The sequence below is a fragment of the Arthrobacter sp. EpRS71 genome (assembly GCF_001512285.1).
In the GTDB taxonomy this organism is placed as follows: Bacteria; Actinomycetota; Actinomycetes; order Actinomycetales; family Micrococcaceae; genus Arthrobacter.
Genome location: NZ_LNUV01000006.1, coordinates 1,614,943 through 1,638,853 on the forward strand (window position 1 = coordinate 1,614,943; position 23,911 = coordinate 1,638,853).

General features: G+C 61.5%; 23 protein-coding genes and 2 tRNA genes. 11 read left to right on the top strand and 14 right to left on the bottom strand.

Annotated elements, in window-relative coordinates:
* Positions 1-37: 37 nt before the first annotated feature.
* The 6 genes from gyrA to AR689_RS17735 all read left to right on the top strand — a co-directional run bounded on the left by gyrA (position 38) and on the right by AR689_RS17735 (position 5,242).
* On the top strand, positions 38-2,707 hold the full coding sequence (gyrA, locus tag AR689_RS17715) for a DNA gyrase subunit A (protein ID WP_156424634.1): 2,670 nt from the start codon (positions 38-40) through the stop codon (positions 2,705-2,707).
* Positions 2,704-3,423, top strand: a complete 720-nt coding sequence (locus tag AR689_RS17720) for a DUF3566 domain-containing protein (RefSeq protein ID WP_062072226.1) — start codon at positions 2,704-2,706, stop codon at positions 3,421-3,423. The genes gyrA and AR689_RS17720 overlap by 4 nt, the downstream gene beginning before the upstream one ends.
* A gap of 113 nt (positions 3,424-3,536) precedes the next feature.
* Positions 3,537-3,610, top strand: a tRNA-Ile gene (locus tag AR689_RS17725).
* A gap of 48 nt (positions 3,611-3,658) precedes the next feature.
* Positions 3,659-3,778 (top strand): DLW-39 family protein, encoded by a 120-nt coding sequence (locus AR689_RS23565; RefSeq protein ID WP_217639245.1) that lies wholly within the window; start codon positions 3,659-3,661, stop codon positions 3,776-3,778.
* Positions 3,779-3,848: 70 nt separating this feature from the next.
* A tRNA-Ala gene (locus AR689_RS17730) sits at positions 3,849-3,924 on the top strand.
* 409 nt (positions 3,925-4,333) lie between these two features.
* Positions 4,334-5,242, top strand: a complete 909-nt coding sequence (locus AR689_RS17735; RefSeq protein WP_062072228.1) for a DMT family transporter — start codon at positions 4,334-4,336, stop codon at positions 5,240-5,242.
* 18 nt (positions 5,243-5,260) lie between these two features.
* Here the strand turns inward: AR689_RS17735 and AR689_RS17740 are convergent, their stop codons facing one another.
* Together AR689_RS17740 and AR689_RS17745 are read right to left on the bottom strand one after the other, a co-directional pair.
* On the bottom strand, positions 5,261-6,136 hold the full coding sequence (locus AR689_RS17740) for a glycosyltransferase family 2 protein (RefSeq protein ID WP_062072230.1): 876 nt from the start codon (positions 6,134-6,136) through the stop codon (positions 5,261-5,263).
* 144 nt (positions 6,137-6,280) lie between these two features.
* On the bottom strand, positions 6,281-7,216 hold the full coding sequence (locus tag AR689_RS17745; RefSeq protein WP_062072232.1) for a hypothetical protein: 936 nt from the start codon (positions 7,214-7,216) through the stop codon (positions 6,281-6,283).
* 154 nt (positions 7,217-7,370) lie between these two features.
* Here AR689_RS17745 and AR689_RS17750 point away from each other — a divergent pair, with 154 nt between their 5' ends.
* Both AR689_RS17750 and AR689_RS17755 read left to right on the top strand, forming a co-directional pair.
* On the top strand, positions 7,371-7,913 hold the full coding sequence (locus AR689_RS17750) for a peptidylprolyl isomerase (protein ID WP_062072234.1): 543 nt from the start codon (positions 7,371-7,373) through the stop codon (positions 7,911-7,913).
* A gap of 21 nt (positions 7,914-7,934) precedes the next feature.
* The gene (locus AR689_RS17755) at positions 7,935-8,789 is read left to right on the top strand and encodes a rhomboid family intramembrane serine protease (RefSeq protein WP_062072236.1); all 855 of its coding nucleotides are present in this window, start codon (positions 7,935-7,937) and stop codon (positions 8,787-8,789) included.
* Between the two features lie 76 nt (positions 8,790-8,865).
* Here AR689_RS17755 and AR689_RS17760 read toward each other — a convergent pair whose 3' ends face one another.
* The 7 genes from AR689_RS17760 to AR689_RS17790 all read right to left on the bottom strand — a co-directional run bounded on the left by AR689_RS17760 (position 8,866) and on the right by AR689_RS17790 (position 13,676).
* Positions 8,866-9,486 carry a GyrI-like domain-containing protein gene (locus AR689_RS17760; protein ID WP_062072237.1) on the bottom strand — a complete coding sequence of 207 codons (621 nt, stop codon included), beginning with the start codon at positions 9,484-9,486 and terminating at the stop codon, positions 8,866-8,868.
* 790 nt (positions 9,487-10,276) lie between these two features.
* Entirely contained in the window at positions 10,277-10,876 is a 600-nt protein-coding gene (locus tag AR689_RS17765; RefSeq protein WP_062072239.1) for a DNA-3-methyladenine glycosylase I, read from the bottom strand.
* 121 nt (positions 10,877-10,997) lie between these two features.
* Positions 10,998-11,714 carry an alpha-ketoglutarate-dependent dioxygenase AlkB family protein gene (locus AR689_RS17770; RefSeq protein WP_062072241.1) on the bottom strand — a complete coding sequence of 239 codons (717 nt, stop codon included), beginning with the start codon at positions 11,712-11,714 and terminating at the stop codon, positions 10,998-11,000.
* Positions 11,711-12,340, bottom strand: coding sequence for a methylated-DNA--[protein]-cysteine S-methyltransferase (locus tag AR689_RS17775; RefSeq protein ID WP_062072247.1), 630 nt, complete (start codon positions 12,338-12,340; stop codon positions 11,711-11,713). Before AR689_RS17775 ends, AR689_RS17770 begins: the two co-directional genes overlap by 4 nt.
* Positions 12,337-12,867, bottom strand: coding sequence for an RNA polymerase sigma factor (locus AR689_RS17780; protein ID WP_062072249.1), 531 nt, complete (start codon positions 12,865-12,867; stop codon positions 12,337-12,339). Before AR689_RS17780 ends, AR689_RS17775 begins: the two co-directional genes overlap by 4 nt.
* Positions 12,867-13,376 carry a methylated-DNA--[protein]-cysteine S-methyltransferase gene (locus tag AR689_RS17785; protein WP_062072251.1) on the bottom strand — a complete coding sequence of 170 codons (510 nt, stop codon included), beginning with the start codon at positions 13,374-13,376 and terminating at the stop codon, positions 12,867-12,869. The genes AR689_RS17780 and AR689_RS17785 overlap by 1 nt, the downstream gene beginning before the upstream one ends.
* 45 nt (positions 13,377-13,421) lie before the next feature.
* Complete coding sequence (locus AR689_RS17790) at positions 13,422-13,676, bottom strand: cell division protein CrgA (protein WP_062072252.1); 255 nt, start codon at positions 13,674-13,676, stop codon at positions 13,422-13,424.
* A 157-nt stretch (positions 13,677-13,833) separates the two neighbouring features.
* Between AR689_RS17790 and AR689_RS17795 the strand changes: the two genes are divergently transcribed.
* From AR689_RS17795 to AR689_RS17800, 3 genes are read left to right on the top strand one after another with little or no spacing between them, the layout of a single operon-like run.
* Positions 13,834-14,661 carry a class E sortase gene (locus AR689_RS17795; protein ID WP_062072254.1) on the top strand — a complete coding sequence of 276 codons (828 nt, stop codon included), beginning with the start codon at positions 13,834-13,836 and terminating at the stop codon, positions 14,659-14,661.
* A gap of 3 nt (positions 14,662-14,664) precedes the next feature.
* On the top strand, positions 14,665-14,835 hold the full coding sequence (locus tag AR689_RS23425; protein WP_197412919.1) for a hypothetical protein: 171 nt from the start codon (positions 14,665-14,667) through the stop codon (positions 14,833-14,835).
* The gene (locus AR689_RS17800) at positions 14,832-15,473 is read left to right on the top strand and encodes an aminodeoxychorismate/anthranilate synthase component II (protein WP_062072256.1); all 642 of its coding nucleotides are present in this window, start codon (positions 14,832-14,834) and stop codon (positions 15,471-15,473) included. Before AR689_RS23425 ends, AR689_RS17800 begins: the two co-directional genes overlap by 4 nt.
* Positions 15,474-15,572: 99 nt before the next feature.
* Here AR689_RS17800 and pknB read toward each other — a convergent pair whose 3' ends face one another.
* From pknB to AR689_RS17825, 5 genes are read right to left on the bottom strand one after another with little or no spacing between them, the layout of a single operon-like run.
* A complete protein-coding gene (gene pknB, locus AR689_RS17805; protein ID WP_062072258.1) occupies positions 15,573-17,474 on the bottom strand; it encodes a Stk1 family PASTA domain-containing Ser/Thr kinase in 1,902 nt (633 codons plus the stop codon).
* A gap of 10 nt (positions 17,475-17,484) precedes the next feature.
* The gene (locus AR689_RS17810; protein WP_062072259.1) at positions 17,485-19,326 is read right to left on the bottom strand and encodes a protein kinase domain-containing protein; all 1,842 of its coding nucleotides are present in this window, start codon (positions 19,324-19,326) and stop codon (positions 17,485-17,487) included.
* Entirely contained in the window at positions 19,323-20,780 is a 1,458-nt protein-coding gene (locus AR689_RS17815) for a penicillin-binding transpeptidase domain-containing protein (RefSeq protein WP_062072261.1), read from the bottom strand. Before AR689_RS17815 ends, AR689_RS17810 begins: the two co-directional genes overlap by 4 nt.
* Positions 20,777-22,207: an FtsW/RodA/SpoVE family cell cycle protein gene (locus AR689_RS17820; RefSeq protein WP_062072263.1), complete on the bottom strand. Its 1,431-nt coding sequence runs from the start codon at positions 22,205-22,207 to the stop codon at positions 20,777-20,779. The genes AR689_RS17815 and AR689_RS17820 overlap by 4 nt, the downstream gene beginning before the upstream one ends.
* Complete coding sequence (locus AR689_RS17825) at positions 22,204-23,910, bottom strand: PP2C family protein-serine/threonine phosphatase (RefSeq protein WP_062072265.1); 1,707 nt, start codon at positions 23,908-23,910, stop codon at positions 22,204-22,206. Before AR689_RS17825 ends, AR689_RS17820 begins: the two co-directional genes overlap by 4 nt.
* Between the last annotated feature and the right edge of the window lies 1 nt (position 23,911).

Sequence of the window (23,911 nt, forward strand, 5' to 3'; positions counted from 1 at the left end):
CAGAACTGACATATACCTGAAACGGAAACCTTAGATTATGAGTGACGAAACTCCCGAAGTCCCGGAGCCGAACGACGCCGATGATGTTGTTCTCGAAGGCGATGTGCTGACCGACCGCGTGGAGCAGGTGGACCTGCAGACTGAGATGCAGCGGTCCTACCTGGACTACGCCATGGCCGTCATCGTCGGCCGCGCCCTCCCGGACGTCCGCGACGGTCTGAAGCCGGTACACCGCCGCGTTCTGTACGCAATGTTCGACGGCGGATACCGCCCCGACCGCTCCTTCAACAAGTGCGCCCGCGTGGTTGGCGACGTCATGGGTACCTACCACCCGCACGGTGACATGGCCATCTACGATGCCCTGGTCCGCCTGATCCAGGACTGGACCATGCGCTACCCGTTGGCCTTGGGCCAGGGTAACTTCGGTTCCCCTGGTAACGACGGCGCCGCTGCGCCGCGTTACACCGAAACCAAGATGGCCCAGCTCGCCATGGAAATGGTCCGTGACATCGACGAGGAAACCGTCGACTTCCAGGACAACTACGACGGCAAGAACCAGGAACCCACCATCCTGCCGGCGCGTTTCCCCAACCTGCTGGTCAATGGATCCTCGGGCATCGCCGTCGGTATGGCCACCAACATTCCGCCGCACAACCTTCGCGAAGTTGCCGATGGCGTGCAGTGGGCGCTTGAAAACCCAACCGCCACGCGGGAAGAGCTTCTTGAGGCGTTGTTGCTGCGTATCAAGGGACCTGATTTCCCCACAGGTGCCACAATCCTCGGCCACAAGGGCATCGAAGACGCCTACCGTACCGGCCGCGGATCCATCACCATGCGCGCTGTGGTCAATGTGGAGGAACTTCAGGGCCGTACCTGCCTTGTGGTGACCGAGCTGCCCTACCAGGCAAACCCGGACAACCTGGCCATCAAGATTGCCGAGTTGGTCAAGGACGGCAAGATCTCCGGCATTGCGGATCTCCGCGATGAAACCTCCGGCCGTACCGGGCAGCGCTTGGTGATCGTGCTCAAGCGCGACGCCGTGGCCAAGGTGGTCCTGAACAACCTCTACAAGCACACGCAGCTGCAGGACAACTTCTCGGCGAACATGCTGGCAATTGTCGACGGCGTTCCGCGCACCTTGAGCCTTGATGCCTTCATCCGGCACTGGGTTGCGCACCAGATGGACGTCATTGCCCGCAGGACCCGGTACCGCTTGCGCAAGGCCGAGGAAGAAGCGCACATTCTGCGTGCACTCCTGAAGGCATTGGACATGTTGGACGAGGTCATTGCCCTCATTCGCGCTTCCAACACCACGGAAGCGGCCCGCGAAGGGCTCATGGAGCTCCTGGAGATCGACGAACTCCAGGCCCGCGCCATTTTGGACATGCAACTCCGCCGTTTGGCCGCCTTGGAACGCCAGAAGATCCAGGACCGCCACTCGGAACTCGAAGCGATGATCCAGGAGTACAACTCGATCCTGGCTTCGGAGGAGCGGCAGCGCCAGATCATCAGCGAAGAACTCGCGGAGATCGTGGCCAAGCACGGCGACGACCGCCGGACGCACATCCTGATGGGCTTCGATGGCGATATGTCCATGGAAGACCTGATCCCCGAAGAGGAAATGGTTGTCACCATTACCCGTGGCGGCTACGTGAAGCGAACCCGGAGTGACAACTACCGTTCGCAACAGCGCGGCGGCAAGGGAATCAAGGGAGCACAGTTGCGCGGTGACGATGTGGTGGAGCACTTCTTTGTGACCACCACCCACCACTGGTTGCTGTTCTTCACCAACCTTGGACGCGTGTACCGGGCAAAGGCCTACGAGCTTGCCGAAGCCGGCCGCGATGCCAAGGGCCAGCATGTTGCCAACCTGTTGGCGTTCCAGCCGGACGAGCACATCGCCCAGGTCCTTGACCTGCGTGACTACCAGCAGGCGCCTTACTTGGTGCTTGCCACCAAGAACGGTCTGGTCAAGAAGACCCGGCTGGAGGACTACGACACCAACCGTACAGCCGGCGTCATCGCCATCAACCTGCGCGATGAGGACGAGCTGGTCTCGGCCCAGTTGGTCAGCGAAACCGATGACCTGCTTCTGGTGTCCCGCAAGGGACAGTCCATCCGCTTCACGGCCACTGACGACGCTTTGCGTCCCATGGGCCGCGCCACATCCGGCGTGACGGGTATGAAGTTCCGTGAAGACGACGAGCTTCTTGCCGCGGACGTGGTCCAGGACGGCTCCTTCGTGTTCATCGTGACCGAGGGTGGTTACGCCAAGAGGACCGCCGTTGACGAATACCGCCTCCAGGGCCGCGGTGGGCTGGGCATCAAGGTAGCCAAGCTTGCTGAAGACCGTGGCGACCTGGTGGGAGCCTTGATCGTGCAGGAAGAGGATGAAGTCCTGGTGGTCATGGAGGGCGGCAAGGTTGTCCGCTCGGCCGTGACCGGTGTCCCCGCCAAGGGCCGCGACACCATGGGTGTCATCTTTGCGAAGCCGGACAAAAACGACCGCATTATTGAGGTTGCGCGCAACAGCGAACGCGGCTTGGAAGGCGAAGAGTCCGAGGACGCGCCCGACGATGACGTAACGTTGGCTGCAAACGACGGCGCCTCCGAGGCGACCGTGACGGCCGATACGGAAAACGACGCAGTCCCGGAAATTGAAACGGGCGCGGAGCTGAACGAAGACAACACCGGAGGTAACGAGTGAGTAATTCCGACTCATATCCCAAGCCGAGCACAGGTGTCCCCGGCGGACTCCGGCAGCCCTCAGGCAACACGCCCTCAGGCAACACACAGTCAGGAACGCCTGCACGTCCCCAGCAGCGCCCTGGAACCGGGTCCGCGGGATCCGGCTCCGCCGGAGCACGGCCAGCGGGCGGCACCAGCTCCGCACCGCGTCCTGCCGGTGCTCCCGGACAGCGGCCGGCGCAGGCCGGTCAGCGTCCCGCTGGAGCTCCCGGACAGCGGCCGGCACAGCCCGGCCAACGTCCAGCCGGCACCCCTGCCCAGCGTCCCGCGCAGGGCGGACCCGGCCTGGTGAAGCCGGCTCCCAAGGCTAAGGTCCGCCGCGCGCGCCTCCTTGTCAGCAAGGTGGACCCGTGGTCGGTCTTGAAGATGGCGTTCCTGTTGTCTGTTGCCCTGGGCATCGTCACCGTGGTTGCAGCAATCGTTCTGTGGACCGTGTTGGATCTCACAGGCATTTTTGATCAGGTGGACAGCCTTCTCGGCACCTTGGCAGGCTCCGAGGGCAGTGGGTTTGAACTCAAGAAGATTGCGTCGCTCGGCCAGGTGGCATCCCTCGCCACCATCATTGCGGTAGTGAACGTGGTTTTGTTGACGGCACTGTCCATGCTTTCGGCCGTGCTGTATAACATTTCCGCAACGTTGGTTGGTGGCGTCGGCGTCACCCTGACTGACGACTAGTAAAAAATCCCGGAAATACGCCGAAATTGGCGGAATTGATCCGGGGAAATGCCTCGATTTGAGATCGGGCCGGGATGTGCTGTACAGTCATATCTCGGCCCGATGAGGCATCGGGGCGTATAGCTCAGGCGGTTAGAGCGCTTCGCTGATAACGAAGAGGTCCCAGGTTCAAGTCCTGGTACGCCCACGGAACCACAAAGAGGTTCAGGTAAAACTGAACCGGAATGAGGTGCTTGTGAAGAAGTTGCTGGTAGTTGTGGCAGCTGCAATCGCAGGCGTCCTGGTCTATAAAAAGGCACAGGAATCCGAAGCCCGGAAGGATGTCTGGAGCAAGTCAACCGATACGGTGGACTAGCCGAAGAGCCCGGTGCGGATTGGTAAATACCAGTCCTGACATGGGGTATGATTGATGGGTTGCTTCTTATGGGGGCATGGCGCAATTGGTAGCGCACCTGCTTTGCAAGCAGGGGGTTCGGGGTTCGAGTCCCCGTGCCTCCACCATAAGAAAAGTCCCGGTCAGAAATGACCGGGACTTTTGCTTTTAAGAACCTTTTCGAACCTCAACGGCAATTCAGGGTTATAGGACAAAACGTGTGTAAATCTCGGGTGTGTCATGTGCGGCCTGCCCATCCTTTGCGATGCCAGAGTCCTTCGTCGGCGCTGAGTCCGGTGCTGTAGAGCTCGGGGCCGGGCTTCTGCTCACAAATCAAACACTCCAGAGATATGCAAGCACCCCAGCCACCCTAAGCTTCAAAAGCTTAGCTACCCCGGATTTCCCGCGCGATCACTGGGAAGCAAGCCCCTCCCATACACACGTTTTGTCCTATACCCGCAATTCATTTGCGCCGAATATTCTGAGGCCTGCTGACGTTTGACAGGCGGGGAACCTTCACCGCATTAGGGTGGATCCGTGACTCTTCTCATTGCTGCGCTCGGTGTCCTGGGAGTGGCCTCTTCCGGCCCGCTTATTGCCGGAACGCTCGGTGCCACTTCGGTGACTGCGCTGGCCATAGCGTTCTGGCGCAATGCGATAGGTGCCGTGGTGATGGCTGGCCCCGTCATCATTCGGGAGCCCAAAGCGTTCGGGCAGATCACGCGGCGTGAGTTTGGCTGGTCTGCTGTGGCCGCCGCGGCGTTGGCCTTCCACTTCGCTTGCTTCATCACTGCACTTCAGCTGACGTCAGTGGCTGCGGCCACTGCGTTGGTGTGCCTGCAGTCGGGGTGGATCGCGGTGTTCCAGATGTTCCGGGGTACCCGGCACAAGTGGCCGGTCCTCGTGGGGCTGGGCATCGCTTTTGGCGGCGTTGTAGCCATCACCGGGTTCGACATGGGTTCTTCCCCGGAAGCGCTCCTGGGCGACCTTCTGGCACTCGCCGGCGGCGCCCTGGCCGGCCTCTACACACTGGCCGGTGGCAAAGCGAGGCAATCCATGGGTACGGGAACGTACACCACGCTCTGCTACGGCATGTGCGCCGTGATTGTGGCCGGGATGGCGTTATTCACTGCCCAGCCGCTCTCAGGGTTCGACGCCGGCGGTTGGCTTGGCATTATTGCCATCACCGTGTGTGCGCAGCTGGTAGGGCATACGGCCTTCAATCATCTACTGGCCACCATGAGCCCGTTGTTGGTCTCCATGATCATCCTGCTGGAGATTCCGGGAGCTGCTCTTCTGGCGGCCATCTTCCTGAATGAAACCTTGCCCGCTGGTACTTATGCGGGGTTGGCGCTGATCCTTGCGGGGCTGGCCGTGGTTGTCGGCGGTCAGCGGCGCGGGCGGCCGGAAGCAGACCGACGCGAAGCCGAACTGGGCACAGACTAAGGTGCCGCCGTCGGGCGTTTACACACCGCCGCGGCGGGCGCCTTGGGTGGAGTTGGCCGTGTGGATGGCACGCAGCAACTTCGCGGGGAAGTACACGGAGAAGAACACCACCATAGGCGCCTTCAAAGCCATCTTCTTGACGTTGTGGGCCTTGTACGTCCGATCGAAACGCTGGACGTAGTAGCGGTAGTCCCTGGGTGAGTCCTCAAGCCGCCGTGCGGACATGCCGGACACCATCTGGGGAAGGTACTGCACTTTGAGATCGTGCTCGAACAGGTGCAGCGAAAGATCGATGTCCTCGTGCATCTCGTCCTTGGGGTCCAGGCACGCTTCATCACGGATGGTTTCCCATGCCGAGCGGCGGAGGGCCATGTTGGAGCCGAAGAGGAAATGATACTGATGCTTGGCCAGACGGAGCATGAGCTGACGCATCTTGTCGTCCGCCTTGAGCCCGAACCGGCGCATAGGCATGTCGTAGTAGACCACTGGACCGGTGGCAGCCGCCACGGACGGGTCCATGAAGGCCTTTTGGACTTGTTCCACCCAATCGGGTTCAAGGACTGAGTCAGCGTCGATGCGGCCCACCACATCTCCCGTGGCGTTATTCAGCCCGTGGTTGCGCGTGGGGATGAGACCCTGTGCGCCTTCCTGCCGCAGGAGGATGATGGGGCTTTCAGGGTATTCCTGCTGCATCTGCCGCACGATCCTGGCCGTGCGGTCCGTGGACAGGTTATCAACCACAATGATCTCTTCAGCGGGAACCGACTGGTAGATGGCCGCGATGAGGCACTGGCGAATGACGCTTTCCTCGTTATACGCCGGGATGACGATGGATACGCCGGGGGGTTCCGGAGCATCCTGAAGGGAACCCGCGAGGGGTCTATCGGCTGACATCACCTCAAATCTAACACCCGGGCCGGGGCATGCGATGGAGGCTTTGGTTACAAGCCGGCAAACACTGAAGGGACCCCGGCCTTTGCCGGGATCCCTTCAGATGATTGACTGTGCAAGCCCCTGTTCGAGGCTGCAGGTCAGAGGTTAGTTCTGTGCACCTTTGCCGTCGGTGTCCTTGTGCAGGCTGGCCGCAATGTTCTTGACGGCAGTCTTGGCGTCGGTTGCCACCTTCGCAGCGGTGTCCTCAGCGTTTTCCACGGCATCCTTGGTGGCCTGCTTGGCTTCGGCAGCAGCATCCTCAGGTGGAGTGCTGTTTTCCTTGATCTCGTCCACAGTGGAAGCAGCGGCCGCTGTTACGGACTCAACCGGAGTGGATGCAGGCTTCGGAGTGACGGGCGCGGGGGTCTTCCACGGGTCCTCCACCGGCTTGGAGGCCTTCCAAGCTGCAACACCAGCAGCTACGGCAGCAGCGATCACAGTGGCAATCAGCCAACCGCGCTTCTTGGGCTTTGGTTCCTTGCCCAACTTGGCGGAGACAGCCTTGGTGGCTTCATCAGCGGCCGCCTTGATCTGCTTGGTTGTGGTCTGTGCCTGTTCCTGCACGTTGTGCACAACGCCCGAGTCCACCAGCTTCTGGGCTACGGCGTCCACCTGCGCGGGGGCCTTTTCCAGAGCGTGGTGAACTGCCACAGATGCATGTCCCAACTGCTCGGACAGCTTGGGGAGGTATTCGTCCACCACTTTGTCCTTGGCCTGGCCCAGAACGGGGGTTGCCTTGTTGAGGGCTTCCTGGATCCGGGGTGTGGCGTCTTCCACTGCGTCATGGATCTTCGGCGCGAGGTGCGCCAGGCCATCCTGAAGACGGGGTGTTACTACTGCCACGCCGTCTGCGGCCTTGTGGGCAGCAGTCTTCAGCCCCTCTTGGATCTTGGGGGAAGCGGTATCAATGCCGTGCTGGATACGCGGGACAGCCCAATTCACGGCAGCCTCCACTCGGGGTGCTGCCCAGTCGCGGGCGTTCTCCACTCCGTCCGCAACGGATTGTTCGATGTCGCGGGCAATACGGTCTGATTTCTTCACAACTACCTCCCGATACACATGCTGGTTTGTTGCTAGCCTACGTCGCTTGTGGAACACCGGCTATTCATCCGTCCGAGTTGGTGCCGGATTTCACCGAGCGCGGAACCGGCTTTACAGCCGTCCTGGCGTTGACCCTGCATGGAAGAATGGGGCCATGACCATCGCAACCGCAAAAGCAACGATCCACACAAGCCTCGGCGACATCAAGGTTGACCTCTTCGGCAACCACGCCCCCAAGACGGTCGCCAACTTTGTTGGCCTGGCTACGGGCGAAAAGTCCTGGAACCACCCGGAAACCGGCGAGAACAAGACCGGCACTCCCCTTTACAACGGCACCATCTTCCACCGGATCATCAAAGACTTCATGATCCAGGCAGGCGATCCCTTGGGCCGCGGCGTGGGTGGCCCGGGCTACCAGTTCGACGACGAAATCCACCCGGAACTGACCTTCAACGCTCCGTACAAGCTTGCTATGGCCAACGCCGGCATCCAGATGGGCAAGGGCACCAACGGGTCACAGTTCTTCATCACCACCGTGAACACCGATTGGCTGTTCGGCAAGCACAGCATCTTCGGCGAGGTCACGGATGAGGAATCCCGCAAGGTTGTGGACGCTATTGAGTCTGTCCGCACCGGCATGGGCGACCGCCCGGTTGAAGACGTTGTCATCAACAGCATCGACATCGAACAGCTCTAGCCACAGGCTGAACCAGAGCTCATGAGTTACGGAATTCCGTCGGCCGAGCCGTCCGCTGATGTTCCGGTGTGCCCCAGGCACCCGGACAGGCCCTCCTATGTGCGGTGCCAGCGCTGTGGGCGCCCTGCGTGCCCCGAGTGCCAGCGGACGGCTGCCGTCGGATTCCAGTGCGTTGACTGTGTCAACGAACAAAAACGTACGACGCCGGCTTTCAAGTCGCCGTATGGCGGTGCCTTGGCCGTGGGCCGGCCTTTGGTGACGTTCATCGTCATCGGTATTTGCGTGGTGGTGTACGCCCTTCAGTGGCTGTTGCCGGACGAGGTTGTCTTCCAAAACTTCGCCTTCGCCAATATCTTTGCCGACAGCGAGCCGTGGCGCATGCTCACTGCGGCCTTCCTGCATTCGCCAGGCTTTTTGCTCCACATAGTTCTGAACATGTACACGCTGTGGATCTTTGGACAGGCCCTTGAGCCTTTGCTCGGGCGGGTCCGTTTCCTGGCCGTGTATCTCATATCGGCAATTGGTGGCTCCGTGGGCTACCTCCTGCTCACACCGAACTTCCCGGTAGTGGGAGTTGTTGGCGCATCCGGGGCCATCTTTGGCCTCTTTGGCGCCATGCTGGTGGTGCAGAGGCACAGGGGCGGCGAGACAAAACAACTCTGGGTTCTCATCGCCATCAATGGTGCGATCGGCTTCTTTGTGCCCAGCATTGCCTGGCAAGCCCACCTGGGCGGCCTGATCACGGGTGGACTCGCTGCTGCCGCGATTGCCTACGCTCCCAAGGGCAAGAACCAGGCTCTTCTCCAAACCGGAGGTCTCGTTCTGGTGGCAGGCCTGCTGGCAGTGGTCACGTGGTTCCGCGTCACCGCTGGATGATGAGTGAAATCCCTAGCCACAACGCTGCAGCGCTCCGCAGCGCCCTTGTGCCCGTGACGTTGGGCTCGTCGCCTCTCTAGCCTGCGTCCCGAGTGACCGGCTGCCGCAGGATGGTCTTGAGCTTTTCCGGCGCGGTGCGCCGGGGATCCCCAAGATAGATCTCGTGGTGCCTGCCGGTCATGGTCAATGCCTGCGACGGAATGAAAGCGTTGTGCATCTCCTCAAGCACGGGTCCTTCGTTGTCATACGGACCTACATGGAGTGTCTGCACGCTCAGCCCCTCCTCCAGCGACTCCAGACGGAGTGCTTCCAGTGCCGGTGCCTGGCCCTTTGTGGCGACGGTCTGACGCGCAGCGTCAAAGTGATCCTGGGTGATCCAGTCAGGAACCATGTTCATGAGTGTCCAGTCCCAGCGTGACTTGTCCCTGGCATGGGTGAAGGACTCCATGTCGTCGGACCACCACAGCCCTTCCAACGGCATGACGCCATAATCCTGTCCCAGTTCCGTTTTGCTGAAGAACTTCAGTTTGTAGGCGACGGGGTAGAGAGTGGTCAACGCGTCCTTATAGGCCCGCGCGGTGTTGGGGTCCCCGTGACCGTCGATCATCAGGAATGTGAGCCGGGGTACCGTCACCACAGAAAAAACGCCGCGCTTGGCACTGTACGACGGGATCTGCTTCTTGAAGTCGCTCTTCATGGCACCACGGTACGCCCTCCAGGCATAGTGGTCCGACGGAGGCACTGACCAGGTTATCCACAAGCGTTATCCACACTGTGCGTAACTTACATCCGTGTAGTTAGACCCACATCCCGCCGTTGGACCCGTCAGAGCGGTAGATATCCCCCGAAAGGCATGAATTTCTCCACAACTGTGGATAACTTTGTCCCCGTGGGGGTCGAATATGTGGACAACCGGGGGTATTGAGGCTCTTCTGTGGATAAGTCTGTTAATTCAGCCCCGAAGTGCCGTCTATCAACAGGCTTATCAACAATGTTAATAACTTACAGCCGTGTAGTTCACCGACTGTTATGGCCCATACAGCCCTGCATCGCGGCGATTCCGGAATTGAAACCCACAAGTTTTCCCCACTTGTGGATAACTTGTGGGTAGGGGGCTGTTGTTAAGTGGGTAACTTTCAATGGACCCCCGACGACGCCAGCAAGTGTGCGGGCCGTGCCGGAGTGCACTTGAAAAGTCCGCCGGAGACAGCTTTGGCAAATCCGACAATCCGAAGATGTTGAACATACGGTGAAGCTTGAGGCACTATCCACAGCGCTGTACACAGTGGGTATAAGTCACCACTGGGTATTTTCGCTCCAAAACCGGCAGCAACACGGCGATTCGGGTCCTTAATACGTTGATGTCCACAGACTTTATCCACGCCTGTGGATAACGTTCCCCACTTCTGTGGACAAGGATCGGTGGCATCTGCGGAAGAGCTGACGGTCCTTTGGCTGACCACCTACTCCAGGAGCCAAACCCCTCCTCAGATCCACACGCCCGATGTTCCACGGCGGTGGCTGTCCACCAGATGTGTGTCAATGATTCCGATTGCTTCCATCAAGGCGTACATGGTGGTGGGCCCGACGAAAGCGAAACCCTTCTTGCGGAGCGCCTTGGACAGGGCGACCGACTCCGGCGAGGTAGTGGGGATGTCGGCAAACGTACGGGGCTCCGGGGTGCTTTCAGGCTGGAAGGACCAGACGAAGTCCACCAAGCCGCCCTCATCACGGAGTGCGATGGTGGCCTTGGCATTGGTGATGGCCGCTCGGATCTTGAGACGGTTGCGTACGATCCCGGCGTCCAGCATGAGCCGTTCGACGTCGGCCTCTGTGAAGGCGGCAACGCTCTCCGGATGGAAATCCAGGAAAGCCTTCCGGAACGAGTCCCGCTTCCGCAGGATGGTGGCCCAGGACAGGCCGGCTTGGAATGCTTCAAGACTGATGCGCTCGTACATGCCCTGCTCATCCCGGACCGGCATGCCCCACTCGTGATCGTAGTAAGCCTGCATGAGTGCGTCCGAAGCGGCCCACAGGGGCCGGGCAAGACCATCTTCGCCGATAATGATGCCGTTATCCGGGCTCATGAACGCTCCTCTGCGGCCGAAACCCCAAGAGCCTCGGCAAATTTTTTGGCTTCCGGGGATATTCTGCCCTGTGCCTGTGACATTCTGGCCCCCTTCTCCGTTCAGCGGCGGGGAATCCGCGTCACGTTAGGCCAGTGACCCGCATGGTGATGTTGATCCGTCCATGTGACAGGCCGCAATCCCCCGGCGCCGTTCCAGGGAGGACCTTGGGGATGCCGTGATAGGCGAACCGGGACGGCCCACCAAAAACGAAGAGGTCTCCGGAGCGAAGTTCAACGTCCGTGTACGGCTTGGTGCGGGTCTTGGTGTTGCCGAAACGGAAGATGCACGTCTCGCCGATGCTGAGGGACACCACGGGGGCACTTGAGCGCTCATCCTTGTCCTGATGCATGCCCATTGCCGCGCCATCGCCGTAGAAGTTCACCAGTGCGGCGTCGGGCGTGTAATCAGGGGCCGAGGCGCTCAATGACTCATCAACCTCAACACTGGACGAATAAGCGGCCGCAACCGCCTTCCGTCCCAAGCGGACCATCCAGTCGGGGAAGTCCAGCACAGGCTGGCCGTTGACGTCAGTGGCTTCCCGCGAGTAACGATACGGCTGCCAGTGCCAGCCGAGGCACACGGTTCGAACGGACATTTGGCGGCCACCGGGAAGCGTGGCCGCCCGCAAGGGAACAGGTCCATGCGTCCACTCGCCGAAGCGGTTCACTATCCACTGCTGCTGCTCCAAAGTCAGCCAGCCAGGAACATGAACGGCGCCGGGGGCAATCAGGCGAGGGCCGGCGTCGTGATTCTCCGGCTGAACCAGCTCCAGCGGAAAGAGGGCGTCCTCGCTCATGCCGCTGCCTCAAGGGTGAGCAGAGCCCGTTTTGCATCACTTCCGCCAAGGTAGCCGCCGAAGCTGCCGTCGGACTTCACTACTCGGTGGCAGGGCACAATCACGGGCAATGGGTTGGTGGCACAAGCGGTGCCCACGGCACGTACCGCGTTGGGGCTGCCAGCCGCCAAGGCGACCTCCGCGTAGCTTTCCGTGCGGCCGTAAGCGATGCGGGGCAGGTGCTGCAGGACGTTCAAGCGGAACCCGCGGGACAGGCGGAAATCAAGGGTGAGATCAAACTCTCTCCTGGTGCCGGCGAAGTATTCCTCGAGCTGCCGTGCAGCATTATCCAGGCGTGCCGGGGCCTGAAGGATCCGTGGACTGACAGTGTTGGCCAGAAGCTGCAGGACATCCCCATGGTGCTCCAGTTCGAAGGCTACCCGGATGATCCCACGGTCCGTGGCGGCGAGGAGAAGCTTTCCTACCGGGGAGTCCACTATCCGGTACGCGATGTCCAAGGTGTGGATAAGTTGTGCGTCAAGGGCCAGCCGGGCATGGAGGCTGGCAAGAGCGGGTTCGAGACCATCATCGAGGGGCCCAAGGAGCGATGTGACCTCAGACTGGTCAGTGCTTGCTTCAGGTGTCATCGGAGTTCTCCTTTCGAAAGTGAATGCGCCAGCGCAGGAAGATCAGCAAGGGCGTTGCGGAGTGATTTAACGCCGTCGGCACCCGCGCGTCGGGCGGCGTCGGGCGTGCCTCCCAGCAGTACGGCGACATCCTTATAAGGGAGACCCGCAAGGTAGTGATAAGCGACGGCCTGGCGTTGCTTGGGTGAAAGGCTCATGACGGCGTCCAGCAGTTCCGCGTGGCCGTCACCGGGAATGCCAAGGCGTGAAGGCCGTTCGGGCGGAGAGTCCACCGGGAGGGCACGACGACTCCCGGCCCGCAGATGGTCGATGCACTTGTGGTGTGCAATGGTGACCAGCCACGCCTGCACGTTTGCCTCCGGCGGGAGGTCCGGATACGCCTGGAGGGCCGCCAGAAAAGTATCGGACCACGCGTCGTCGGCATCGTGTACGCCGAGGACAGCACGGCAAACCCGGAGCACCGTGGCGCCCTGCTCCTGGACCACAGCCTCGAAAGGCTTCTTTCTTGCCGCCTGCTCCGGGTCCATCAGAAAAGCTTGCCTTCCCGCACAGTGGCCGGTTCTTCCAGCTCCAACAGGAAGCGTTTGTTGTGGAGACCGCCCGCGTACCCGGTCAGCTGGCCCTTGCGACCCACTACACGGTGGCACGGGATGATGATGCTGATGGGGTTCCTTCCAACGGCTGAGCCTACGGCTTGGGCAAGATGGGGATCGCCCAGCTCTGCGGCCAGCTCGCCGTAGCTGATGGTTTCCCCGAAAGGAATGGTTTGGAGCCGAGACCAGACCTTCTCCTGGAAGGGATTCCCGAGTGCCTCGAACGGGACATCGAAATCAGTGCGATGGCCAGCCAAATACTCATCGAGTTCACCCCGGGTCACAGCAAAAACCGGGTCCTGAAGTCCTGCAGGAACTCCGAAGTAGTCCGCTGGAGGCATATGCCAGTGACCTTCGTAGAAGATGCCCGTCAAAAATTCCCCGCGGGCAGTCAGCGTCAACTGCCCCAACGGGGAATCCATGGTGGTGTGCCGGATGCTCATATCCTGTAGACGTTCACGGGCACGGAAATGTGAGGTGGGGTTTCCCTAGGAGCGCCAGCGGGTGGTCATGAGGAAGCCGACAATCGCGATGCCAAAGCCTGCCACGATGTTCCACGAGGCCCACTCGCGGACCGGGAACTGGCCCTCAGTGATGTAGAAGGTAATGATCCAGATCAGGCCGAGGATCATCAAGCCGAACATCACAGCCTTGTACCACACCGGGTTGGGCTTGTACTGCTGTGCTGCGGAAGTCTGCTGGGCCTGACGGGCAGGCCGCTTGCGGGGCTTGGACTCGGGCACGGATCCTCCTGGCTGATCGGTTAAGACCCGTTCGCGCCAGCCTTGATATCCTGCAGGAAGGAAATTTCCAGCGGTTAACGGCCACACGGCGTTCCGGGTTGGTTCTAGCTGTCAAGTCTAGCCGCAACCGGGAGTCCGCCTGTGCCGCCCGCGCCCTATGCAAGGAGACCCTGTGGCGCATCAGCAGCAGACGGCGGCTTCAGCCATGCCGTCCGCCCGCCAGGGGCAGGAACTGCGCCCGCGCAAGCGACTTCGAGCCTCTGACGTCGTCCGCAAAATCAGCCAGATCCTGGGCGAACTGCTCATTACAGCAGGGATCGTCCTCCTCCTCTTTGTTGGCTGGGAGCTGTGGTGGACCAACGTGGAAGCAGATGCCAAGCAAACTGAAGCGGTCAAGAGCTTCGCGCAGGAATTCGACGGCCCCGTCACCCCTGCGGCACCTGCCGCCCCCGTGGACTATGGTTCTCCCGTGGTGACGCCGGCTCCCGCCTACGCGGAAATGATCGGGATCATGTACATTCCCCGATTCGGCCCGGACTACACACGGCCCATCATCGAAGGCACCGGCTCGGACGTTCTGGACACGCTGGGACTGGGCCACTATGGAAGCACCAGCATGCCTGGCGCCCCGGGCAACTTCGCGGTGGCCGGCCACCGCCAAACCCACGGTGCCGTACTGGACAACATCCACACTTTGGTCCCCGGGGACAAGATCTATATCCAGACTGCGGATGGTTACTACACCTACGTCTTCCGAAACAACCAGATTGTGCTCCCGGACCGCACGGACGTCCTGATGCCCGTTCCTACCGAAGCGGGAGTCCAGCCCACCGAAAGCATCCTCACCATGACCAGTTGCAACCCGCGCTTCGGGGCACAGGAACGCATCATCGCGTACTCAATGCTGGATAGCTGGCAACCTGCCTCAGCCGGGCCGCCGTCGGAAATCGCCGCCCAAGTAGCCCGGGCACACGGAAAGGGGTAACGAATGTACGCGTGGATTTTCCGTCATCTTCCGGGACCCCTGTGGGTGCGGATCCTGACCACCCTGGTACTGGTGGGCGTAGCCCTGGTACTCATGGTCGAGTTCCTTTTCCCGTGGTTTTCCCAATTCACCACTTTGACCGACTCAACGATTGGTTCAGTGCAGCAGCCATGAGCACAACAAAAATCCTTGTAGTGGATAACTACGACAGCTTCGTCTACACCCTGGTGGGATACCTCCAGGAACTTGGCGCCGAAACGACGGTTGTACGCAACGACGACGTGACGCTTGCCGAGGCCATAGAGCTGGCAGCAAGCCGCGACGGCGTGCTGGTCTCCCCCGGCCCGGGCACGCCGGCCGAGGCCGGCGTCTGCATAGAGCTCATCAAGTGGTGTGGAGAGGCCGCCAAGCCCATGTTCGGCGTCTGCTTGGGACATCAGGCCCTGGCCGAAGCCTATGGCGGGGTGGTAACCCACGCACCGGAACTCATGCACGGCAAGACGTCGCCCGTTATGCACGAAGGCAAGAGTGTCTTTGCCGGCCTCCCGTCGCCCGTCACGGCCACGCGGTACCATTCCCTGGCCGCGGTTCGGGATTCCATCCCGGACGTTCTGGAAATTACCGCCGAAACCACCAACGGTGTGGTGATGGGCCTGCAGCACAAGACGGCACCTCTTTGTGGGGTCCAATTCCACCCGGAATCGGTGCTCACCGAAGGCGGATATCAGATGCTGGGCAACTGGCTGGAGTCCCTCGGCATGACCGGCGCAGCGGAACGCGCGTCAAAGCTGAGCCCGCTGATCAAACAGTAGGTGAGGTGCGGCTGTCGCCGCTGGCACCCTCCGCGGGCTCGCTCGTTCTTCGCTTAGACGCCCGCTTCCAGGTGCCCGCAGCGACAGCCCAAGCCCCCCCTACTTCTTGGTGGGCTTCGGCGACGGCTTCTCGGTTTCCGTGGGAGTCGGCGTCGGGGTAGGTGTGGGTGGCGGAGCCGGGGCCTTGGCCACCGTGACAGTGACCACCTTGCCCTGAGCCACCTCAGTGTTGAAGGCATCGCTCTGCGCGGTGACTGTCCCCGCCGCCACCTGCGAGTTTTCCTGTTCCACAATCGCGATCTTCAGGCCGTTGGCTGTTAGTGCGGCTTCCGCTTCAGCCACCGGCAGCGCGATCAGCTGAGGCATGAGGACCTTGCCGGTGGACACCTGCAGCTCCACTTTGGACTCCACAGCGATCGCTCCGCCGGGTGCCGGTGCCGTGGCGATCACTACGTTCGCCGGGACAGTGGGGCTATGGGTCAGGACGGTCACGATGTCGCCCGTGATGCCCAGCCTGCGCAGGGCGTCCCGGGCGTCCGGTTCAGTGCGACCCACGATGTCCGCCGGGATAGTCACCGAGCTGGGACCGCCGGAGATCTTCAGGATGACTTCAGCATCTTGTTCCACCAGGGCTCCGGCAATCGGGGATGTCCCGATGGTCATGTCCTTGGCCACGGTGTCACTGGGCTCACGAACCGATTTGGGCTTCAGTTTGGCTGAGTACAGTGCCTGGATCGCCTGCGATTCAGACATGTTGGCCACTACCGGCACGGCAATTTTCGCCGGGGGCGGCGGTTGCATGTTCATGAGGCTGTAGAGCCAGAAACCGCCACCGGCCAGGATCAGGATGGTGAAGATCACCAACGTGGCAACCCACGCACGACGGCGGGACTTCTGGCTCGCGGGCAGCTCACGTTCCGGTGGGAGGCCCAAGGGAAGAGGTTCTTCCTGGGGCGGAGCAACAGGTTCGTCTTTAAACTGCTCGGCATCGAGGAAACCCACGGCCGTGGTGCTCAAAAGCTCCGTTGCCGGGTCTTCAGGATCCACGAGGTCGTTGGGGTCCGTGGGAGCCTCGCTGGCTGCCACTGCTGGCACGGGGATGCCATTGCCTGCTGCACGCAGGGCGCGACGGAAGGCTGCCGCGTCCTGGAATCGATCCGTGCGGCTCTTCTGCAGTGCCTTAACCAAGACGGAATCCAGTGCTTCGGAGACCTCCGGGTTGTGGGAACTGGGCAGGTCCGGGGTCTCACGGACATGCTGATAGGCCACCGATACGGGGCTATCGCCGATGAACGGAGGCCTGCTGGTCAGCAGTTCGAAGAGCAAGCAACCGGCAGAGTAGAGGTCACTGCGCGCATCCACCGTTTCGCCACGTGCCTGCTCCGGCGAAAGGTACTGGGCGGTGCCCACCACTGCCTGCGTTTGGGTCATGGTGGCGGCAGAATCGGCCATGGCACGCGCGATGCCGAAGTCCATGACCTTCACATCCCCGGTGTCGGCACAGACCATCACGTTTGCCGGCTTGATGTCGCGGTGGACGATGCCTGCACGGTGGCTGTATTCGAGAGCACCCAAGACACCCAAGGTAAAGCCGACGGAGTCCTTAACGCTGAGCTCGTTGGCCTTGATCATGTCGCGCAGGGTGCGGCCCGCAACGTACTCCATCACGATGTACGGGACGCGCACGTCTTCGCCGGGGCCACCCGGAACCGAGTATTCCCCGGTATCAAAGATGGCCACGATGGACGGGTGGTTCAACGCCGCAACGGCCTGGGCCTCACGTTTGAAACGGGCCTGGAATTGGGGATCGCGTGCGAGGTCGGCGCGTAGGACCTTCACGGCTATTGTCCGCCCCAGCCGGGTGTCCGTTCCCCGGTAGACGTCCGCCATGCCGCCACGACCGATCAACTCGCCAAGTTCATAGCGGGAATTGAGGATGCGCTGAGAGGACACGGGTGTGTTCTCCTCTCGATGCGCAGGACCTGGACGTGACGTTGACATGGCGGATTACTTAGTTTCTCGGGCTGCCGGAGCCGCTGGGCGTGGGCCTGGGCGTCTCAGGCTCGGTGGGCACCAGAGCCTTGGACAGGTAGTACGTGACCGTTGAACCTGCGGCGACTTGGCTGCCTGCTGCAGGTGAGGACCGGACGAACGTTCCGGGCTGCTGGCCGATTGCACCATTGACGGGTTCTCCAGCCACCCACTGCAATCCTGCTCCTTCAATGGCTTGACGAACCCGTGCCTCGTCCACTCCTGGCGCGATGGCGGGTACTGCCACCAATTCCGGACCCTTGGAGTAGGTCACCGTGATGGTTTGGCCACGCTCAACAGGACCGGTGGGGTTCAAGCTGATGACGATTCCTGCGGGAGCCGTGGCATCGAAGACTTCCTGACCGTCCACCCCAAGACCCAAGGCGCGAAGCTCTGCGCTAACCGTCTCGAAGGGTTGGCCTTGGTACTGCTCCGGGATGACGTTGATCTTCTGGGGAACCGACTGCGTGGGCTGCGGCGCTTCGCTTGTCTCCGTAGGCCTGGGCGTCGGAGTGGCCGAGGTAGAGGTAGGGCTGGCGCTCCGGCTGGCACTGGTGGTGGTGGACTCACTGGGCGCAGGGCTCGGCGAGAAGAATCCCGACTGGGAGATCAAGAACCCAACCAAGGCAAACAGGACCAGAAGGATCAGGGCAACCAGAGGCCAAGTCCACGGGCTCCGCTTCTTGCGTTCCGGCTCAACGTCATCGAAGTTCTCTTCTTCGGTGTAGACCACATCGTCGTCATTGAGCTGCCGTTCAGCCTCAAGCGCGTTCGCCCGAGTCAGGGGGTTTTCAGAAGACGCGGCAGCGGCTCCCAGAGCAGCTCCTGCGGCGCCGGCGCCCAGCACCGGAAGTGCGGACGTCGCCGTCGTCGACTGCTCTTTGCCATAAGGCGAGGTGACGACGCCGGTGGGCGCCGTTGCGGTGTCCACCGGTGCCGTGATGGGTCCGGTAGTGGATTCGAACAACAGCATGCCGGGTACGGCGGCGTGCGCCGTGGCGATGTCACCATTGCGGATGGCCTCAGCGGCTTCAGCCAGTTTGATGGCATTGGCCGGACGGTTCTTGGGATCCTTCGCCAGCATGGACATCAGCAGGGCGCGCACAGGGGTTGGCAGCGTCTCCGGAAGGGGCGGCGGTGCGTCATTAACCTGGGCGAGGGCAATGGCGATCTGCGATTCGCCGGTGAACGGACGGTGCCCGGTAAGGCACTCATAACCAATGACGCCCAAGGAATAGATATCCGAGGACCCCGTAGCCGTCTGGCCCGTGGCCTGCTCCGGGGCCAAGTACTGGGCGGTACCCATCACCTGGCCGGTCTGCGTGAGGGGAACCTGATCTGCCAACCGGGCAATGCCGAAGTCAGTCACCTTGACGCGGTTGTCCGGCGTAATCAGCAGGTTTCCCGGCTTGATGTCGCGGTGGACCAGGCCTTGGGCGTGAGCCACGGCCAAAGCGCGTGCTGTCTGCGAAATGATGGAAAGCGTCATGTCCGGGGACAGCACCTGCTCGCGCTCAAGGATGCCGCTCAGCGGGTGTCCGGGCACAAGCTCCATCACCAGGTAGGCCGAACCGGCTTCCTCGCCGTAATCGAAGACGTTGGCGATGCCCACGTGGTTGAGGAGGGCGGTGTGACGCGCCTCAGCACGGAAGCGCTGGAGAAAACCGGGGTCACCCGTGTACTCCTCCTTGAGCACCTTGATGGCAACGATCCGGCCGAGGATCTGGTCCTTGGCCTTCCAGACCTCGCCCATGCCGCCAATCGCAATGCGACTGGTCAGCTGGAACCTGCCGCCGAGTGTGATTCCTGAAGTAGGCCTCACTTATTCAACACCGCCTCAAAAATCTTCTTTGCGTTCGGACTGGTTAGCTGGGCCCCGGTTGACACGTCAACACTCTCCATGACAATGGTGACGGCCACTTGCGGGTCGTTTGCCGGGGCGAACCCGGTAAACCAAGAATTGTTCAAACCTGAATCGCCGAGCTCGGCTGTGCCCGTCTTACCGGCCACCTTGACCCCGGGAACGGCTGCACCCTTGGCAATGCCATTGTCCACAGCACTGGTCATCCACTCAGTGATCTGGTTGGCGATGGGCTGCGTGGTGCTGGTTCGGAGCGTCTCAGGCTTGGGCTCATTGATGACGCGCAGATCTGGCGCTCGAACGGCCTCAATCAGGTTCGGCTTCATCTGCACCCCGCCGTTGGCGATGGCCGCCGTCATCATGTTGATCTGCAGCGGTGTGGCCTTGACGTCGCGCTGACCCACCGATGACTGGGCCAACTGGGCCTGATCCAGGTCCTCCGGGAAGACGCTGACGGCCTGCTGCAGCTTGAGTTGGTCACCGAAGTCCTGACCGAAGCCGAACTTCTGCGCCTGTTCGCGGATGGCGTCCTGGCCGAGGTCAAGCGCGATGCTGGCAAACGGGGTGTTACACGACTGCTCAAGGGCAAAGGCGAAGGACGCAGTTTCGCGGACGTTGCAGTTACCGCCGGCGTAGTTGGGCAAGCTGGCACTGCTTCCGGGTAAGGGAAGGCTGCTGGGATTCGGCAACTCGCTGTCCTTGTTGTACTTGCCGGAGTTCAGGGCAGCAGCAGTATCAATGAGTTTGAAGACCGAACCAGGGGACAACAGATTGCCGGTGGGGCCGCTGACGTTCTGGTTCAGGTTGATACCGGGAATCTGGTTAAGCTCTGCGTAGTTGGCTTCCGCAGTGGTTCGGTCGTGCGTGGCAATCAAGTTGGGGTTGTACGTCGGCTTGGACGCCATTGCCAGGATGGCGCCCGTCTTGGGGTTGGTCACCACAATGGAACCGCGCTGCCCCTCAGGAATCAGATCCATGGCCAACTGCTGGAGGGCAGGGTCCAAGGTCAACTCCACGGACGCTCCCTTGGGCTCCTTGCCCAAGAACATCTGGCTCATGCGATCCAGGAACAGCTGATCGGAATTCCCTGCCAGGGTTTCCCCCATGGACTGTTCCAGGCCGGTGGAACCAAAGAACTTGGAGAAGTATCCAGTGATTCCGGCATAAAGCTCGGGCTGGTTGTACTGGCGCTGGAAAGCGCAGGACTCCGTGCCGGGAACCGACTCCGCCACCGGCTTGCCGCCCACAATGATGGAACCGCGCTCATTGCAGAAGGACGCCAAAACGGCGCGCTGGTTCCAAGGGTTGGCATTGAGGTCATCAGCACCAATCACCTGGACGTAGCTGATGGCGCCGAAGATCAACGCGAACATGGCGACGGCAGCCATCCAACTACTGCGAATAGCCTGGTTCATTGTTGCTTCACCGCCTCTGTTGGTGCGCTGGGTGTCTGTCCTGTGGCCGGTTTGCGTGTGCCGGGCGTGCTGCTGCTGGCCGGTGGTTTATTGACCATGGGAGTGGTGTCCACCGGGCCGCGGGCCGTATTGGAAATCATGAGCAGCAGGCCGACGATGATCCAGTTGGCCAGAAGCGAGGAACCGCCCGCCGCGAGGAACGGCGTGGTGAGGCCGGTCAACGGGATGAGCCGGGTAACGCCGCCGATCACCACGAAGCACTGCAGGGCAATGGCGAAGGACAGGCCACATGCAAGGAGCTTGCCGAACGCATCGCGGGTGCCCAAAGCGGCGCGGAAGCCGCGGGTGAAGAGCAGCAGGTAAAGCATCACCACAGCGAAGAGGCCAATCAGGCCGAGCTCCTCACCGATAAGGGCCACAATCATGTCGCTGTTGGCGAACGGAACCAGGTCCGGCCGGCCCTGACCAAGGCCAGTACCCACCAGACCGCCGTCAGCCATGCCGAACAAGCCCTCCACGATTTGCCCGCTGCCTCCGGGAGATCTGCCGAAGACCTCCGGCGTGAAGGCATTGATCCAGCTATCGATGCGGAATGCGACGTGGGAGAAGATCTGTGCTGCAACGAAGCCGCCGCCCAGAATCAGCAGCAGGCCGATGACCACCCACGAGATCCGGCTGGTGGCCACGTAAATCATCACGATGAACAGGCCGAAGAAGAGGATGGAGGATCCCAAGTCCCGCTGGAAGACGAGCACACCAATGCTCACCAGCCAGGCGGTGATCATGGGGCCGAGGTCCTTGAACCGCGGGAACTGCATGGGGCCGATCTTCCGGCCTGCCAACAAAATGAGATCGCGGTTGGATGACAGATACCCGGCAAAGAATATGGCAAGAGTGATCTTGGCGATTTCACCGGGCTGGAACGTCATGGGGCCCACACGGATCCACACGCGGGCACCAAGGATTTCACCGGCCGAGATGCCGGGAATCAACGGGAGAAGCAGCAGGAAAGCACTGACTGCCAGGGAGATGTACGTAAAGCGGCGAAGGATCCGGTGATCCTTGAGGAACCAGATCACGGCAATGGACACCGCCATGGCAATGAGGGTCCACCGGAGCTGATTGTTGCCGGTATCGTCCCCGGGACCATCCATGCGGTGAATCAACGCCAAGCCGAGCCCATTAAGTGCAACGACAATGGGAAGTATTACCGGGTCTGCATACTTTGCGCGAAGCCTAAGGACAACATGGAAGGCGAAAGCAGCAACAGCCAAGAGGCTGGACTGGAACCAGAAATCATTGTCCAATCCGACTTCCGAGTTGATGCTCACCAACGCGCTGGCACCGATGCCCACGGCAAGTGCGAGGACAATGAGCACCAGCTCAACGTTCCGGCGGGGCTTGGGGGCTGTCTCAGTCTGCATCATTTGGCCGCCTCACAGGGAGTCGGGACGGGAGAAGGAGTAGGGCTGGCAACGGCAGCCGTGCTGGGAATGGGCACAGTGGCGGTAGGCGCCGGTGAAGGGGATGCCGAGCCTGTTGCAGAGGGTGTGGGCGTGCCCGGGCAGTTCGCGGACGCGCTGCCGGTGTTCCGAAGGTTCTCCACAATGCCTTGCGCGCTGTCGAGATCGCCCGCCGGTACCGTCTGGCGTACGCTCTGTTGGCCGTATTCCGGCAATGATTCCACCCTGATGTCGGTTACGGCTTCGAGCCGGGAAAGCTGAATAGGGCCGAGTCTCTGCGAGATGCCGTTGAAAATGGCCACCCGCTGATCGTATTCGCCCACGTAGTAGCGCGTCTGAGTCCAGGCATAGCCAAGCCACAGGCCCACCACCACACCGAGGACAACCACGGCGGCGACGGCAGGCATCAACCAGCGCACGCGACGACGCGGCGGCTCTTCGGCCTCAACACGGTCCTGCTCAGCTTTATGCGTCAGGACAGTAGCTGCCCGCCGGGCGACAGTGCGGCCGGCCACAGTAGGAATGGAGCCCGTCGCGGCAGCAGTCGCGGCAGCACCTACAAGCTCATGGGGACGGCTGGCCAGCTCTTCGCGCAGAACCTCCGCGGAGAGGTGCTCACCGAGGTGCGGGTCAGTGGTGGCGGGAGGCTCTGTGGAATCGCCCTTGGAGGTGCCCTCGGCATCTTCTTGGTTGTCGTCCGGATCGCCCGCGCTGAACGAGGAACCGGCATCTGCTTCCAGAGCTGCCCGCGTACTGGATTCGGACTTGCTGTCCTCAGCTGCCTTGGTCGCGGAAGGACCGTCGGGGGACTTGGTGGCCGTGACTGTCCCGGGCTCGTCCAGCGCGGCAAGCGCCGCAGCCGGAACGACGTCGACGGCGGCCGTGTTGACGTCGTCGTCGGTCTCCTCCGCAATCTCCAACATCACCACGGTGACGTTGTCCGGGGCGCCCGCTTCCAGCGTCAGGTCAACAAGGATCTCAGCACATTCGCGCAAGTCCTTGGTCTCACGGACCATGCGCTCCACAACGTGGCCGGCTACATAGTTGAGTCCGTCCGAGCAGAGCAGCCAGCGTTCGCCGGGCTCAACATCCAGGACGTCCAGATCCAGCTCAGGGCTGGCGTCGACGTCGCCGAGGACTCTCATCAAGACATTCTTGTGCGGATGCGTTTCAGCTTCCTCCGGGCGGAGGCGGCCTTCATCGATGAGCCGCTGCACGAACGTGTGGTCAATGCTGACCTGCTCAAACTTTTTGTTGCGCAGCCTGTATGCACGGGAATCGCCAATGTGGGCGAAGTGGAGCTTGCGGCCCTCCAAAAGCAGGGCTGTCACGGTGGTGCCCATGCCGGAAAGCTTGGGATTCTGGTGCACCAGCTCGGAAAGCAGGGAATTAGCGGTCTGGATCTCGTCCGCCAGGACGGTGTCCGCACCCTCAGGGTAGTCGTCATGATCGAGGTGGATCATGTCCAGAACCGTTGAAGCGGAAGCGACATCGCCGCCGGCGTGACCGCCCATACCGTCGGCCACCACTGCAAGATGACGGCCCACGTAGGCGGAGTCGTCATTCTTGGAGCGGATCCGTCCGACGTCGGAACGAGCGGCGTAGCGCATGATGAGCGGGCGCTCCGCAGGCTTTTCCTGGCCTTTGGGGGTCTCGGGGGAGGCCATG

Coding starts and splice junctions, on each gene's coding strand:
- gyrA (WP_156424634.1), top strand. CDS start 38: ATGAGTGACGAAACTCCCGAAGTCCCGGAGCCGAACGACGCCGATGAT.
- AR689_RS17740 (WP_062072230.1), bottom strand. CDS start 6,136: ATGTCAGCCGATAGACCCCTCGCGGGTTCCCTTCAGGATGCTCCGGAA.
- AR689_RS17750 (WP_062072234.1), top strand. CDS start 7,371: ATGACCATCGCAACCGCAAAAGCAACGATCCACACAAGCCTCGGCGAC.
- AR689_RS17755 (WP_062072236.1), top strand. CDS start 7,935: ATGAGTTACGGAATTCCGTCGGCCGAGCCGTCCGCTGATGTTCCGGTG.
- AR689_RS17760 (WP_062072237.1), bottom strand. CDS start 9,486: ATGAAGAGCGACTTCAAGAAGCAGATCCCGTCGTACAGTGCCAAGCGC.
- AR689_RS17765 (WP_062072239.1), bottom strand. CDS start 10,876: ATGAGCCCGGATAACGGCATCATTATCGGCGAAGATGGTCTTGCCCGG.
- AR689_RS17770 (WP_062072241.1), bottom strand. CDS start 11,714: ATGAGCGAGGACGCCCTCTTTCCGCTGGAGCTGGTTCAGCCGGAGAAT.
- AR689_RS17775 (WP_062072247.1), bottom strand. CDS start 12,340: ATGACACCTGAAGCAAGCACTGACCAGTCTGAGGTCACATCGCTCCTT.
- AR689_RS17780 (WP_062072249.1), bottom strand. CDS start 12,867: ATGGACCCGGAGCAGGCGGCAAGAAAGAAGCCTTTCGAGGCTGTGGTC.
- AR689_RS17785 (WP_062072251.1), bottom strand. CDS start 13,376: ATGAGCATCCGGCACACCACCATGGATTCCCCGTTGGGGCAGTTGACG.
- AR689_RS17795 (WP_062072254.1), top strand. CDS start 13,834: ATGCAAGGAGACCCTGTGGCGCATCAGCAGCAGACGGCGGCTTCAGCC.
- AR689_RS23425 (WP_197412919.1), top strand. CDS start 14,665: ATGTACGCGTGGATTTTCCGTCATCTTCCGGGACCCCTGTGGGTGCGG.
- AR689_RS17800 (WP_062072256.1), top strand. CDS start 14,832: ATGAGCACAACAAAAATCCTTGTAGTGGATAACTACGACAGCTTCGTC.
- pknB (WP_062072258.1), bottom strand. CDS start 17,474: ATGTCAACGTCACGTCCAGGTCCTGCGCATCGAGAGGAGAACACACCC.
- AR689_RS17815 (WP_062072261.1), bottom strand. CDS start 20,780: ATGAACCAGGCTATTCGCAGTAGTTGGATGGCTGCCGTCGCCATGTTC.
- AR689_RS17820 (WP_062072263.1), bottom strand. CDS start 22,207: ATGATGCAGACTGAGACAGCCCCCAAGCCCCGCCGGAACGTTGAGCTG.
- AR689_RS17825 (WP_062072265.1), bottom strand. CDS start 23,910: ATGGCCTCCCCCGAGACCCCCAAAGGCCAGGAAAAGCCTGCGGAGCGC.